Source organism: Pseudomonas sp. S60, from assembly GCF_016647865.1.
Classification (GTDB): Bacteria; Pseudomonadota; Gammaproteobacteria; order Pseudomonadales; family Pseudomonadaceae; genus Aquipseudomonas; species Aquipseudomonas parafulva.
The window spans coordinates 104,309-120,220 of the sequence record NZ_JACVVH010000010.1; the positions used below are offsets into that span (position 1 = coordinate 104,309).

At 62.1% G+C, this 15,912-nt stretch carries 4 protein-coding genes; 2 read left to right on the plus strand and 2 right to left on the minus strand.

Features of this window, described 5'->3' with window-relative positions:
* Nucleotides 1-28: 28 nt before the first annotated feature.
* Together IAE33_RS07475 and IAE33_RS07480 are read left to right on the plus strand one after the other, a co-directional pair.
* Nucleotides 29-1,690 carry a cyclic peptide export ABC transporter gene (locus tag IAE33_RS07475; protein WP_201162998.1) on the plus strand — a complete coding sequence of 554 codons (1,662 nt, stop codon included), beginning with the start codon at nucleotides 29-31 and terminating at the stop codon, nucleotides 1,688-1,690.
* 103 nt (nucleotides 1,691-1,793) lie between these two features.
* Nucleotides 1,794-4,268, plus strand: a complete 2,475-nt coding sequence (locus IAE33_RS07480; RefSeq protein WP_201162999.1) for a TonB-dependent siderophore receptor — start codon at nucleotides 1,794-1,796, stop codon at nucleotides 4,266-4,268.
* Nucleotides 4,269-4,466: 198 nt separating this feature from the next.
* Here IAE33_RS07480 and IAE33_RS07485 read toward each other — a convergent pair whose 3' ends face one another.
* Nucleotides 4,467-5,438 (minus strand): alpha/beta hydrolase, encoded by a 972-nt coding sequence (locus IAE33_RS07485; RefSeq protein WP_201163000.1) that lies wholly within the window; start codon nucleotides 5,436-5,438, stop codon nucleotides 4,467-4,469.
* Nucleotides 5,439-5,500: 62 nt separating this feature from the next.
* A partial coding sequence (locus IAE33_RS24910) for an amino acid adenylation domain-containing protein (protein WP_442967354.1) occupies nucleotides 5,501-15,912 on the minus strand: 10,412 nt, incomplete at its 5' end.

Sequence of the window (15,912 nt, forward strand, 5' to 3'; positions counted from 1 at the left end):
GCCACTTCTACAAGCGGACCCCTGCCCCATGACTCAGCCACCTAGAGGCGCGCTCAACGAGCTATTCGCCCTGTTAAAACCCTTTCGGGCCATCGTCATCACATCCATCCTGCTGGGTATGGTCGGCGGCCTTAGCGTTACCCTGCTTCTCGCCACCATCAACAGCACCCTGCATTCGGAAAGCGGCCTCACGCAAAACGTGGTCGCATTGTTCGCCGCCTTGTGCCTGCTGGCCCTGACCAGTTCAATCCTGTCCGACATCGGCACCAACTACGTCGGCCAGCACATCATCGCCACATTGCGAAAACAATTGGGCGAGAAGGTGCTCTCCGCTCCGATCGGCCAGATCGAACGCTACCGCAGTCACCGCCTGATCCCGGTGCTGACCCACGACGTCGACACCATCAGCGACTTTGCCTTTGCCTTCGCACCACTCGCCATTTCGCTTACGGTGACGCTGGGCTGTATGGGCTACCTGGCCATGCTGTCGCTGCCGATGTTCCTGATGATGGCAGTGGCCATTGTGATCGGCACCACGATCCAGTACATCGCCCGGGCACACGGCATTAAAGGCTTCCTTGCCGCCCGCGACGCGGAGGACGAGTTGCAGAAGCACTACAACGCCATCGCCGAGGGTGCCAAGGAATTACGCATCCACCGCCCGCGCCGGCACCGCATGTTCGTTTCAGGCATTCAGAGGACCGCCGACAGCATCTGCGCAACCCAGGTACGCTCGGTGAACATTTTCGTGGTCGCCAAAACCTTCGGCTCGATGCTTTTCTTCGTGGTGATCGGCCTGGCACTGGCCCTTCAAGCCTACTGGCCCACTGGCGATGCCGCGGTAATGAGCGGGTTCGTACTGGTGCTGCTGTACATGAAAGGCCCGCTCGAACACTTGGTTGGCACCCTGCCGATCATCAGCCGTGCGCAGATCGCCTTCCGTCGCATCGCCGAGCTGTCCGAACAGTTCTCGTCACCCGAGCCACACCTGCTGCTCAGCGCGCCAAGCGCCAAGCCCGCCCGCGTTCACAGCCTCGAACTGGACAATGTCAGCTTCAGCTTCCCGCCCGTGCCAGGGGCCGATCCGTTTCGCCTTGGCCCGGTCAACCTTCGTATCGATGAGGGTGAAATCACCTTCATTGTGGGTGAAAACGGCTGCGGCAAGACCACATTAATCAAGCTCCTGCTCGGCCTCTACACGCCGGACCAGGGCGAGATCCGCCTGAACGGCGCGACTGTGGAGGCCAGCAACCGCGATGACTACCGCCAGCTATTCACCACCATATTCGCCGACTACTACCTGTTCGACGATGTGGTCCAAGGCGACCAACGTATCCCGGAGGATGCCAACAAATACCTCGAACGCCTCGAAATCTCGCACAAGGTCAGCGTTCAAGATGGCAGTTTCACCACCACCGACCTTTCCACCGGGCAGCGTAAACGTCTGGCCTTGGTCAATGCCTGGGTGGAAGAGCGCCCTGTGCTGGTGTTCGACGAGTGGGCCGCCGACCAGGACCCCGCGTTCCGCCGGGTGTTCTACACCGAGCTGCTACCCGATCTGAAACGGCTGGGCAAAACCATCATCGTCATCTCGCACGACGACCGCTATTTCGACGTCGCAGACCAGTTGGTTCGCATGGTCCCGGGGCGCGTCGTGAGTGACCGAATCGTCTCAACCCCACAAATGTGAAAAATTCGTCAGAATTTTTTCCGGTTCCAAATGAGAAGCGCGTCACAATAGGAATCAGAACAATTCTTAAATGCAACCACAACATTTGACGGACTGTAGCGCAATGACAAGCAAGATTGACAAAGGCATTGGCAACACTCGCACTTCCTCCTCTAGCCCCTTGACCCTGCGTGCGTTGAGTGCCGCGATCATGCTGGCCTGCGCTAGCCAGGCCCATGCCGAGGCGATAAACCTCGACATCCCGGCCCAGCCCTTGGACACGGCCCTGCGTCAGCTGGGAGCGCAAACCCAGCTCCAGTTCGTCTACAGCCCCGAAATGCTGCGCGGGCTGCGCAGTAGCCCGGTGAAAGGCTCGATGGAGGCCAACGACGCCCTTGGCCAGCTGCTGCGTGGTACGGGCATTCGTTACCGCCTCGAAGGCAACACCGTGATCCTGCCACCACCGTCCGAGCGTGACAGCTCCAGCGTGCAACTGGATGAAACTTCGGTAACCGCCAACACCTTGGGGGCCAGCACGGAAGGCACCGGTTCTTACACCACCGGTACCGCGAGCATCGGTGGCAAGACTCAGAAAACCCTGCGTGAAACGCCGCAGTCGGTTTCGGTCATGACCAAGCAGCGCATCGAAGACCAGAACCTCACCAGCCTGACCCAGGTGCTGGACCAGACCACCGGCATCACGGTAGTGGGCGGCAATGACTCCAAGAACGAGTTCTACTCGCGCGGTTTCGTCATTCGCAGCATCCAGACCGACGGTGGCGCGCCGATGTTTCGCAACGAAACCTTCGACACAGTGCCGGACATGACCGCCTATGACCATGTTGAAGTCCTGCGCGGTGCCGATGGGCTCTTCGGCGGGACCGGCGACCCAGGTGGTAGCATCAACCTGGTACGCAAGCGTGCGCTGCCCTACAACCAGTTGAAAATCAGCCAGTCGGCAGGTAGCTGGGACAATTACCGTACCGAGATCGACTTGACCGGCCCGCTGGCCTTCGACGGGGCCCTTCGCGGCCGTGTGGCGATGTCGTACGAAGACAAGGACTACTTCTACGATCGCGCCGACAGCGAAAAGCACGTCATTTTCGGCACCCTGGAAGCAGACCTGACCCCAGATACCCTGCTCACGGTAGGTGGCTCCTACGAATGGCGTGACATGGACGGTTATTGGGACCGTGGCCTGGTGCGCTACAAGGATGGCACCGCGATCAGCACTTCGCGCAGCAAATCGCTGGCCGCTGGCTGGTCGTCGAACAACTACAAACGCACTGAATACTTTGCCAAGGTCGAACATGCCCTTGACGAGAACTGGAAAGTCAATACCAGCTACACCAAGACCAAGTTCGACTCCACCCAGGATATCGGCGAAGTGGCTTGGGCAGCTGACCCGGAAAACCCGCGTTCTGCCGACGGTTCGGTGTTCGGTCGCCTGATACGTGGCTACACCAACGAGCAAGACCTGTTCGATGCCAACGTTTCCGGTAAATTCCAGGCGTTTGGCCTGACCCATGAGCTGCTCATCGGTGCCGACTATTCGGAAGTGTCCCGCACCTACTCCGATCACAGCGATGCCACCGTGCCATTCGATGTCCTCAACGACAATGCAGGTTCAATCGCCAAACCTGCCAAACCGGATATCTATTACTACAACCCGGATTGGAACCAGCGCAAATCCGGCGCCTATGCCAGCTTCAAGGCGCAACTGGCCGAGCCACTGCACCTGACAGTGGGTGCCCGTTACTCGGACTACCGTGACTACGTCCGGACCGTGGTTCCTCGCTTCAACATGGATACGCCAGTCAAGGAAAGCAACCGCGGCGAGGTCACGCCCTTTGGCGCCTTGGTCCTGGACGTGACAGATCAATGGTCGCTGTACACCAGCTACGCCAAGATCTTCAACCCACAAACTGCCTACAAGTCGATAGATGCACATCCTCTGGATCCCATCGAGGGTGAAACCTACGAATTCGGTACCAAAGGCGAGCTCCTCGGTGGCCGCCTGAATGTCTCCTCGGCGCTGTACTACACCAAGCGCGAAAACGAAGCGGTCAGCGTGGGCGGCGGGTACTACGCCGCGCTCGGGGAAGTGGTGAGCAAGGGTATCGACACCGAGATCTCGGGTGAGCTGGCGCCAGGCTGGCAGGCGATTGTGGGTTACACGTTGAATATCAACAAACAGCGCACAGCGGGCAACCCGAACAACAACGGCAAGCCGATGAGTTCACAGACGCCCAAGCATCTGTTCAAGTTCTTCACCACCTATCAGCTGCCGGGTGAGTTCGATCGCTGGAAAGTCGGCCTCGGTGCGACCATTCAGAGCGATACCTACAAAAGCGGTACCGTACAACGCCGTATGCCTGACGGCAGCTTGAAAGAAGGTGAGACCTACGCCTTCGAGCAAGCGGGTTATGCAGTCTGGAACAGCTTGGTCGAGTACAAGATCGACGACCACTGGACGGCCCAGGTCAATGCCAACAACATCTTCGACAAGACCTACTATCAGACGGTTGACGCAAGCGACGGCGGCAACTGGTACGGTGCACCCCGTAACTACATGCTGACCCTGCGCGGCACTTTCTGATGCACTTTGCGGGGATGGCGGCCACCGCCATGCCCGCTTCTTCCTCGTCACCGGGCCGTGAGGCGGCTCGATGTGCGAACCACCTCAGAACCCGAACCAGACACCTGATAGCCCTTGACCGATCTGCCGGGCGGTACATCGCCGCTAGGCATGAAGAACAAAAAAGGCCGCATGGCGGCCTTCGAACAGCATCCTGCCTCACCTCGCCTGCTTTTCCAGCATTTCCCGAAGCCGATCGGCCAGCGCCTGGTGGATCTCACCAATGCCTGCCACCACCGAACGCAGCCGTAACAAATCGTGGGTGAGCCCTTCGTATTCGACAACCGCAACCTCTACGCCCTGCTCCTGCAGTCGTGCAACATACTCACGGCCTTCATCAAGCAATGGATCGAATCCTGCCAGTACCACCAGCGCTGGCGCCACACCGGCCAGGTTCGGCGTCAGCAATGGCGAAAAGCGCCAATCTTCCCGGTCCTGCGGCGTATTGGCGTACTGCGTGTAGAACCACTCCAGGGTATCGCTTTCCAGCAGGTAACCTTCGGCGAACAACTCCATCGACACACTGCGCCGTGAAGCATCGGTCATCGGGTAGCAAAGCATCTGCACCATCGGCCGGATGGCCACCTCATGGCTGTGATGAACGGCCTGGGCCGCCAGCGTGGTGGCCAGCGATGCCCCCACGCTGTCACCGGCGAAGATCACCCGCTGGCGGTCCAGGCCCAGTCTCGGTGCCTGCTCATGCAGCCAGGCCAAGGCATCGGCACAGTCATGCAGGGCAGTAGGGAACTTGTGCTCCGGTGCCCGGCGATACCCTACCGACACTACAGCGCAGGGCGTTCTGGAGCAGAATTCGCGGCACACACCATCATGCGAATCAATACTGCCCACCACATAACCACCACCGTGGAAGTAGACCATCAACGGCAACGTCCCAGGCGTGTGGCCGCGAGGCAGATAGAGGCGCAACGGCAGTGGCCGGCCATCCCGGCCCTGCGTATCTATGTCCTGCCAGTCGATGTCCTGCGGGGCTGCCCAGGCCAACTGTTGCGTGGTCTGTTCGAACAAGGCCCGCGCCTGCTGCGCAGTCGATTCATGGAACGGTACCGACCCGCCTGCCGCACTGTCGTCAGCCAGGTCGAGAAAAGCTTCCAATTCGGGATGCAATGCCATCTACGGCACTCCTTGAAAAAAAGGGGCGAGCCAAGCTCGCCCGGTAAGTCGTCAACCGGCGATCAGGCCAGTGCTTCATCCATGCAATGGGCCACCAGCGCCTCCAGTTCGCCCTGAAGCTCGGCCATCAGCCACTCGATGGTCTGTGGCCGGTAGCGGCGCTTGCTGAACAGGCAACGCAAGGTCAACTGGCCATCGAACACCTGGCCAACGATTTCCAGCCAGTTGCCCAGTGGCGCCTTGCGGCTGTAGCACTGGCCAGCCCCCTCCTCGGCGGGCACCAGCAAGGCCTCGTCGTCAAAGCTTTGGTCAAACTGGCCCATGTAGTTGAAGGTCACCCGTGCCTGTGGCAGCCGCTGCAGACGCTCGCACACCGAGGGTTCGGCCAGGTGGCGCAATACGCCATAGCCCAGGCCTTTGTTGGGCAACGCCGCCAACTGAGCCTTCACGGCCTGGATGGATTGACCGACGTCGGCATCTACACCGGGCTCCAGGCGAATCGGGTACATGCTGGTGAACCACCCCACGGTCCGCGACAACTCGACCTCGTCGAACAGGTCTTCACGGCCATGGCCCTCGAATTGGATCAACACGCTCGGTTGCGCGCTCCAGCGGCAAAGTACGCGGCTGAGTGCGGCTAGCAGCACATCGTTGATCTGGGTCTGGTAAACCACCGGCACGCGTTTGAGCAATTGCGAAGTGCAGCTCTGCGACAGGGTTACCGGCAGGCCCACCAGGTGCTCCACCAGGTCCTTGCCACGTGGGTTGTCGCATGGCAGGTCGACGCTCGGCTGGTCCAACTGCTGCAACCACCAGTCCAGTTCGCGTTCGACCAGTACCGGCGCATGATCCCGTAGCCGCTCGACCCAGGCCCTGTAACTGCTGCTGCGTAGCGGCAGGTTGACCTCGCGGCCCTCGCAGAGGGCTTGGTAGGCCTGTTGCAGGTCTTGCAGCAGGATGCGCCACGAGACGGTGTCTATCACCAGGTGGTGGACCGCCAGCAGCAAGCGGCTTTCGCCATTGTCCAGCACGAAATGCACCACGCGCATTACCGGCCCTGTTTCCAGGTTCAGGCTGCGCTGCGCCCAGTCGGCGAACTCGGCCACCTTCTGGTCGTCGGCGACCGTGTGGTGCAGCAGGTGGTCTGCCGGGTCCAGTTCACCGACCGCAGCATATTGCTGGTACCAGCGGCCGTTTTCCTTGCGGAACCGCAGACGCAGCGCGTCGTGCTGCTGCAGCAGCAAGCCCAGTGCCTGCTGCAGGCGATCGTGATTCAGTGGCTGACGAGCGCGCAACAAGATGCCCTGGTTATAGTGGTGTTTCTCCTGCATATCCTGTTCGAAGAACCATTCCTGGATCGGCAGCAAGCTGAACAACCCTTCGCTGGCCAACTGGGTCAAATCCTCGCCCTGGCGTTGCGTGCCAGCCGGCTTCTGCTCGAACAGCCCTTTGATGGTCTGGTAGCGCATCAAGTCGCGCAACTTCAGGTCCATGTGCAGCTCGGGGTGGTTACGCACCCGGGAAATCACCTGCAGGCTCAGGATCGAATCGCCGCCCAGTTCGAAGAAATTATCGGTCAGGCCGACCTTGTCCACCTGCAACACCTGCGCCCAGATCTGCGCCATCCAGCGCTCGGCGTCAGTGTCGGGAGCCACATAGGCGTCACTTTCAAACTGCGGTTCGGGCAAGGCCTTGCGGTCGAGCTTGCCATTGGGCGTGAGCGGGAAGCTGACCAGGGTGATCACCTGTACCGGCACCATGTGCTCGGGCAGGCTCTGGCGCAGCCCCGCACGCAGCCGCTCACTGCACTCCTGGCCACCGTCGGTGATCACATAAGCCACCAGTTGCTTGCTCGACGGGCCATCGCGTACTACCACGAGCGCATCGCGTACACCGTCCTGCTGGCGCAGGCTAGCCTCGATCTCGCCCAGTTCAATACGGAAGCCGCGAATCTTCACCTGGTGGTCGATACGACCGACGTAGTCCAGCACACCGCTTTGGCGCAGGCGCACCAGGTCCCCGGAGCGATATACCCGTGCGCCAGGCGCACCATGGGGGTCAGGCACGAAACGTTCGGCGGTCAGCGAAGGCTGGCGGTAGTAACCACGGGCCAGGGCCTGGCCACCGATGTACAACTCGCCTGCAAGACCGCGCGGCAACAGCTCCAGGTCATCGTCCAGAACGTAGAGGCTGCGCGCCCCCACTGCTCGGCCAATCGGCGCATAGGCGGCTTCGCACTGGGCAGAGGCCTTGGTCTTCCACAACACCGGCGTGACCACGGTTTCGGTCGGGCCGTAGCCATTGGTCACATACTGTGGGCGCAAGGTGTTCTTGACCAACTCGAACGTCTGCTCGGGTACCGCATCACCGCCGAAGCAGTAGATACGCACTGGCGCCGGTGCCACGCCACTTTCGCGAACATAGTCGGCCAGTTGCTTCAGGTAGGCCGGCGGGAAGCAAGCTATGGTCACTGCCTGCTCGGCAAGTACCCGATGGGTTTGCTCCGGTGTCCACAGTTCCTCGTCACGGATCACCAGGCGACCGCCGCAGTAGAGCATGGTCAGCCAGCGCTCATGGGCGCCGTCGAAGGCGAACGACATGAAGTGCAGCTCGCAGGCGCTGCTATCCATTTCGTACAGCTCGGCGATGGCCTGGCAATGCCCACTCAGCGGCCCCTGGGGCACCGCTACGCCTTTCGGCCGGCCCGTGGAACCGGAGGTATACACCAGGTAGGCCAAGGTGTCCGGCCCGGCAGCGCTGGCCGGTGCCGACGCAGGACAGGCCGTCAGGTCCAGGCGATCCAGCTCGATAGCGAGTACCCCGTCCGGTACCGGCAAGCGGGCCGTGAGCGTGCTATGGCACACCAGCAACGACATGGCGCAGTCCTGCATCATGTAGGCCAGCCGCTCCGCGGGGTAGGCAATGTCCAACGGCACATAGGCCGAGCCACTCTTGAGCACTGCGAGGAACGCCACGATCGTGTCCACCGAACGCGGCATGGCCACGCCGACCAGTACCTCCGGCCCCGCCCCTCGAGCCATCAAGGCATGGGCCAGGCGGTTGGCGCGTACCTCCAGGTCGCTGTAGCTCAACGACTTGCCCGCACACTCCACGGCAATCGCTTGCGGGCGCTCGATGGCATGGCGCTGGATGAGGGCAGGCAGCAACTGCGGCAAGGCTCCGGTATCGGACTCGCGGCTCCAGGCCAACAGGTCGTGTCGCTCTTCTGGCGCCAGGCGCTGCAAGCTGCCCAATGCCTGCCCCGCGCCAGCCAGCATGGCATCAAGGGTTACCTCCATGCAGTGGCGAATCTGCTCTACCGCAGCTTCGGAGAACGCCTCCAGCATGTACATGTACTCGATGCTCAGGCGCTCGCCGACCATCACTGCCAAGTCCATCGGGAAGTTGGTCACACCGTGGTTGTTCGACTGGCCAAAGCTCAGGCCGGTGTCGGATTCCTCGTTCAGACGTTCGTCGATCGGGTAGTTCTCGAACACGATGATGCTGTCGAACAGCCCCTGGCCACCGTGCCCCGACCAGCGCTGGATATCTGCCAACGGCGCATGGGCGTTGTCGCGAATATCCAGGTTGTAGGCCTGCAACTGCAGCAACCACTCGGCCAGCGGCTGGCTCGGTTCCAGGGTCTGGATCACCGGCAAGGTGTTGATGAACAGGCCCAGCATGTTGTCGGCCCCAGCCAGGCTCTGCGGCCTGCCGGCCACAGTAGCCCCGAAAGTGACTGTGCGTTGCCCGGTGAAGCGCTGCAACACCAGCAGCCAGGCGCCTTGCACCAAGGTGTTGAGGGTAATTCGCTGCTGGCGGCACCAGGCCTGCATCGCTGCGGTCTGCTGCGTATCCCAACAGGAGTACAGGGCGCGGTGACCAGTTTCAGTGGCGTCGTGACGAGGATGCATCGCCTGGCTCAGCGAAGTCGGCTGCTCAAGCTGCGCGAGACGCTGCTCCCAGAACCTACGCAGGGCCTGTTGGTCCTGCTGTGCCAACCAGGCGATGAAATCACGGTAACGCCCAACGTCACCGGCTACCTGGCCATTGGCATAATGCTGCAGCACCTCACCGAAAAGTCGCGACTGGCTCCAGCCGTCCATCAAGATATGGTGGCTCGTCCAGATGAGTTGGTAACGCTGCTCGTCCAGGCGCACGAGCACCAAACGTTGCAGAGGCGCCTGGCTAAGCTCGAAGCCCCGGTCGATCTGCGCCTGCGCCACGGTCTGCAGGCGCTGCTCCTGGTCAGGCTGGCCATGCCAGTTTTGCATCTCCATGGCCAATTCGACCTGGCGATGCACCACCTGGAATGGCTTGGCCAGGTCGCCCTGCCAGTGGAAGCTGCTACGCAGGATGTCGTGGCGCTCGCTGACGAAATGCCAGGCCGCCAGAAGGCGTTGGGGGTCGACACCTTCAATCGGCAGGCTGACCTGGTTGATGTACAGCCCTGCCTCATTGTCGCTCGCCGAGTGGAACAGCATGCCCTCCTGCATCGGCGAAAGCGCGTAGATGTCTTCGACATCGTCTGCCGATACCGCCAGGCAATCCAGATCAGCCTGGGACAGACGCGCCAGCGGGAAGTCGACAGGCGCCAGGGCCGGCATGCCAAGGCAGTGTTCGGTCAGCTCAACCAGGCTACGCTGGTAACGATCAACCAACGTTTCGTCACAGGCCACATTGTAGGCACTGAAATGCAGCACCTCGCCAGCGTCCAACAGATGAATCGTAAGCCCATCGCGTGGCAGCGCCAGTGGTTCGGCAGCGAAGTTGAACGCCACCGTCGGCTGTACCAACGCACTGAGCGCTTCGACAACCGAGCGCTCCTGCGAACGCTGCAGCGCGACGAAGCTTTGACCGGCATCGGCCACCGCGCGCACTTGTTCCTTCACCTGCTGGATCGCAACCCCGGGCTCAGCATCGACCGCCAGGCGCAACGGGAAACTGGCACCGCCGTTGTGCCCATCGCTGCGGAACAAGTCATTGGGCGACGCTGCGTTCACGCTCACCAATACGCTTGGCAGGGTCAGGGCCAACGCCGTCAGCATCAGTTCTTGCGGTGCGCATCGGTAAGCACGCGCAGCCAGTTCCAAGGCCTGTACATCTAGGCTCACCTGCTGTTGCCAGGTGCCGGTGGCGGGCTTGCCATGCCCCAGTGCCGTGACACCGGCCGCACATTGCCGTTGCCAGAACGCCAATTGCTGGTGTTGCGCCTGCCGATCGACATCGCTGCCAATTGGTGCCTGGGCATGCTGCGCTGCAATCGCCGCAGCCAGGTTGCGAACGCTTTGCTGTTCGAACAACTGCTTGGGGGTAACGGCCACACCGGCCTGCGCCGCCAGGCGCACCACCTGGATCGAAACAATCGAGTCGCCGCCGAGCTCGAAGAAGTTGTCGCGCACACCTATGTGCTCCAGGCCCAGCACCTGCTGCCAGATGTCTACCAGGGTCTGCTCGAGGACGCTGGCTGGGGCCTCATAGGCCTTTTGCATCTGAGCCGCATCCGGTACCGGCAACGCCTTGCGATCAAGCTTGCCATTGGGGGTCAGTGGCAGGCCGGGTAATACGACCAGATAAGCCGGCACCATGTATTCCGGCAAATGCACCTTAAGCGCGAGCCGCAGTTGCTCGCGCCAGGCATCCTGCTCCACCGGCACCTCGCTGGGCACCAGATAGGCAGCAAGCTGTGGGCCATTGCCGCCATCCACCGCCACCACGGCCGCTTCGCGCATACCTGGTAACGCCAGCAGGCGAGCCTCGATTTCCCCCAGTTCAACGCGGAAACCGCGGATCTTCACTTGGTGGTCGATACGCCCCGCATACTCCAGCAACTCGCCCGGCTGGTAACGTGCCAGGTCGCCAGTGCGATACATTCGCTCACCGGCACCTGCGTAAGGGTTGGGAACGAAGCGCTCGGCGGTAAGGCCCGGGCGCATCAGATAGCCACGGGTAATGCCGTCACCGGCCAGGTACAGCTCGGCCGCCACACCCTCAGGCACCGCTTGCAACTGAGTATCGAGCAAGTAACTGGCGGTATTGTGCAGTGGCCGGCCAATGTTGGCCGTTCCAGCGGGCTCACGGCGGGTCCAGGTCGAATAGGTAGTATCTTCCGAGGGGCCATACAGGTCATAGACATGCTCGATGCCAGCCTGGCTGTACAGCGCATCGACAACCTGCTGCTTCAGTGGCTCACCCGCCAGGTTGACGATCCGCACGCCAGGCGGAATCTGCCCGGCACGGTGCAGTGCAGCGATTGCCGAGGGCACAGTGTTGATCAGCCGCACCTGGTCGGCCTGAGGCAACTCCGGCAATTGCAGGGCATTGCGCGCCAGGATGATGGAACCGCCACACGCCAGGGTGACGAACAGTTCCCACACCGACAGGTCGAAGCAGATCGAGGTCGAGGCCAGTACACCCTGAAGGTCGTCCTGGCTGTACACTTGGCGCGTCCAGGCGATCAATGCCGCGACATTGCGGTGGCCGATGGCCACACCCTTGGGCAGCCCGGTGGAGCCAGAGGTGTAAATTACATAAGCCAGGTTATCAGCATGAATGGCCACGCGAGGGCATTCACTCGGGTAATGCGCCAGGTTGGACCCTTCGGCTTCCACCAGCACGATGTGCTCGCAAGCCTGGCTGGGCAAGCCCGGTAACAGCGCCGCCTGGGTCAGCAGCACCAGGGCGCGGCTGTCCTGCAGCATGTAGGCAACCCGGTCGCTTGGGTAGTCCGGGTCCAACGGAACATACGCCCCCCCGGCCTTGAGCACTGCCAGCAACGCCACCAGCATATCGCAGGTACGCGTCATGGCCACGCCCACCCTCACCTCCGGACCGACGCCCAGCTCGATCAGCCGATGGCCCAGGCGGTTGGCACGAGCATCTAGCTCGGCATAGCTGACCTGCTCGGTGCCGGCCTGCAACGCAATCTTGTCGGGCGTACTGCGAACCTGCTGGCCAATCTGCTCGTGGATGCACAGCTCTCGTGGGTATGCCAAGGCCTTGGTATTGCAGTCATGCAACAGCCTGCGCTGTTCGTCATCAAGCAACATCTGCAATTCGCCCAGCGGTTTGTCCGCTGCCTGGGGTATTTGCGCCAGTAACTGCTGGAGATGACGCCCGAAGCGGGCCACGATGGCATCGCTGAAATGCTCGCGGGCGTAATTGAAGTGCAGTGCAAGGTTGCTGCCCAGGCCTACCGACAGCGTCAGCGGGTAGTTGGTCTGCTCGCGGGTGCTCAGCGCGCCAAAGCGTAACTCATCGCGCTCCTCTTCCTGCAGGGCTTCTGAAATCGGGTAGTTCTCGAAAACCAGCAAGGTGTCGAACAACGCATCGTTACCGTGCCCGGACCAGCGCTGCACCTCGAACAGCGGGGTGTGCTCGTGCTCGCGCAGGGCCAGGTTCTGAGCCTGCAGTGCCTGCAGCCAGTCACCCAGCCGGCGCTCGGGGCCGACCGGGCTGATGACCGGCAGGGTGTTGATGAACAGGCCAATCTGCTGCTCCACACCCTTGAGGTCTGCCGGTCGCCCGGAAACGGTCGCCCCGAAGCAAAGGGTGGCCTGGCCGGTGTAGCGTTGCAGCAGTAACAGCCAGGCGGCCTGCATCAAGGTGTTGATCGTCACCTTCTGCTCACGGGCGAACTCGCTCAGGCGTGCCGCATCGACATTCAGGTACAAGTCCCCCTGGCCTTGCTCACGGGACACCTGGCCAATGGCGCTAGCCAGCCGGGTGGGCTGTTCGAGGCCGGCCAGTTGCTGCTTCCAAAAGGCCTCGCTGGCCGCGCTGTCCTGGCGCTGCAACCACTCGATATAGTCCCGGTAGGGACCTGCCTGGGCAACCGCCTGGCCGTGGTAGCGCTGCAACACCTCCCCCATCAACTGCGAATTGCTCCAGCCATCCATGAGGATGTGGTGGTGGGTGTACAGCAGGTGATGCCGGTTCTCGCCAACGTGCACGAGTACCAGGCGCAGCAGTGGCGCACGGTCGAGTTCGAAACCTTGCTGCTGTTCGTCCGCCAGTTGTGCCAGCGCCTGCTCCAGGTCCTCGCGCCCCAGCCAGTCGATCACCTGGAACGGTACTGTCAGCTGGCGCTGGACCAGTTGTAACGGCTGTACCAGCTCACCTTCCCACAGGAACGCGGTGCGTAGAATGTCGTGGGCATCCACGGTCGCCTGCCAGGCCTGGCGGAAGCGTTCGACATCCAGGCCTTGCACATCCAGGCGCATCTGGTTGATGTAATGCCCTGTACGGTTTTCGTAAAGGCTGTGGAACAGCATGCCATGCTGCATCGGCGACAGCGGATACAGGTTCTCGATCTGCCCGGCAGGCCAGGGCAATGCGTCCAACCAGGCCTGTGACAGCTCGGCCAGCGGGAAGTCCGAAGGTGTAACACCCTGAGTGCCCGGCTCGCAGCAGTGGGCGATCAACGCCTGGAGTTCGGTGATATAGGCATCGGCCAGCCCCTGCACAGTGGCCTCGTCAAACATCGCCTGGCTGTAGGTCCAGGTAACTCGCAGTTCACCGCCATACACCTGGCTGTTGAGTGTCAACCAGTTGCCCAGCGGAGCCAGCGGGCTTTGTTCACGGCCGGCACTTTCGCCGGCGGGCGTCAGCAGTGCTCCGGCATCGCGATCGAACGTGCCATCGAACTGACCCAGGTAGTTGAATGTGATGCGCGGCGTTGGCAGTGCCTGCAATGCCTGGCGGGTATCTTTGTCGCCCAGGTAGCGAAGCACGCCGAAACCTATGCCCTTGTCCGGTATCGCTCTCAGTTGTTCCTTGATCCGCTTGATTGAGGCGCCAGGCTGCGCGCATGGCGACAAGCGCACCGGGAACAGGCTGGTGAACCAGCCAACGGTCCGTGTCAGGTCGAGGTTATCGAAAAGATCCTCGCGCCCATGGCCTTCCAGTTGCACCAGCACGTCGTCCGACCCGGACCAGCGCCCGATCACCTGGGCCAGCGCCGTCAGCAGCAGGTCATTGATCTGGGTGCGATAGGCCACCGGCACATCCTGCAGCAAGCGGCGGGTATGGGCCTTGTCGAGGCTGCGCCCCACCACGGCCGCGTAGCGGTTCTGCAACGCGCCCTCCGGGCGGTCACACGGCAACGTAGCACTAATCCCTTGCAGTGTACGCTGCCAATAGGCCAGCTCCGGCTGGCGTGCCGGCTCGCTGGCGTAGGTTTGCAGGCGCTCGCCCCAGGCCTTGAAGGCGCTAGTCTTGGGGGAGAGTTCGATGCGTTCGCCTCGCGCCGTTTGCTCATAAGCCTTTTGCAGGTCTTCGAACAGCACCCGCCAGGACACGCCATCGACCACCAGGTGATGGATCACCATCAGTAGGCGCTGGGTGCCATCGTCCAGATCCACCAACACTGCCCTGATCAGCGGACCCTGGGCCAGGTCAAGACTGCGCTGGGTCTGTTCGGCAAGGGCTTCCAGGGCGTCGGCGTCAGTCACACTGGCAGTCTGCAACAGCGGGTGCTGGCCTTGCTCGGCGATAGTGCGGTGGTGCGCCTGCCAGGTGCCGGCCTGCTGGAGGAAGCTCAGGCGCAGGGCATCATGGTGGGCAACCAACGCCTGCAGCACTTGCTCAAGCCTGGCAGGCTCAAGACGTCGTTCGGCCTTGAGCAGGACCGACTGGTTCCAGTGATGACGGTCATGCTCAACGGTCTCGAAGAACACGTGCTGGAATGGCAACAACGGAGCAGCACCCGTCACCGGCCCCTGGTCGATCAGCAGCCCTTTACCGCCCTGACGGGCGACGCTGGCCAAGGCCTGGACACTCTGGTGCTGGAACAACTCCTTGGGCGTGAAGCGAATGCCGAGCTGACGCGCCCGGCTAACCACCTGGATGGAAATGATTGAGTCGCCACCCAGTTCGAAGAAATTGTCGTTCACGCCGACCTGCTCGACTTTCAGCACGTCCTGCCAGACCTGGGCGATCTGCGCTTCCAGTTCGGTACGTGGCGCCACATAGGCACGTTGGGCCGACGTTGCGTCAGGCTTGGGCAGCGCCTTGCGTTCAAGCTTGCCGTTCGGGCTCAGGGGCAGCGACGCCAGCAGCATGAGGTGGTGCGGAACCATGAATTCCGGCAGGTGCACCTTCAACTGCGCCTTCAGGGTTTCGCGCAGGGCCTGCTGGGCCTCGGCACCAGCCTGCACCAGCGCCTTGTCGGTAGGCACCAGGTACGCCACCAGCTGCAGGCTGCCGCCGACGTCCACCGCCAACACCGCCGCTTCACACACTTCGGCCTGCTCCAGCAGGCGCGCCTCGATTTCGCCCAGCTCGATACGCAGCCCGCGGATCTTCACCTGGTGGTCGATGCGACCCATGTACTCGATCACCCCGTCGGCGCGCTGACGCGCCAGGTCGCCGCTACGGTACAGCCGCTGGCCCACCCCGAACGGGCTGGCCACAAAGCGTTCGCCGGTCAACCCCGGGCGGCGGTGGTAACCCCGCGCCAGCCCTTCCCCGCCCA

Coding starts and splice junctions, on each gene's coding strand:
- IAE33_RS07475 (WP_201162998.1), top strand. CDS start 29: ATGACTCAGCCACCTAGAGGCGCGCTCAACGAGCTATTCGCCCTGTTA.
- IAE33_RS07485 (WP_201163000.1), bottom strand. CDS start 5,438: ATGGCATTGCATCCCGAATTGGAAGCTTTTCTCGACCTGGCTGACGAC.
- IAE33_RS07480 (WP_201162999.1), top strand. CDS start 1,794: ATGACAAGCAAGATTGACAAAGGCATTGGCAACACTCGCACTTCCTCC.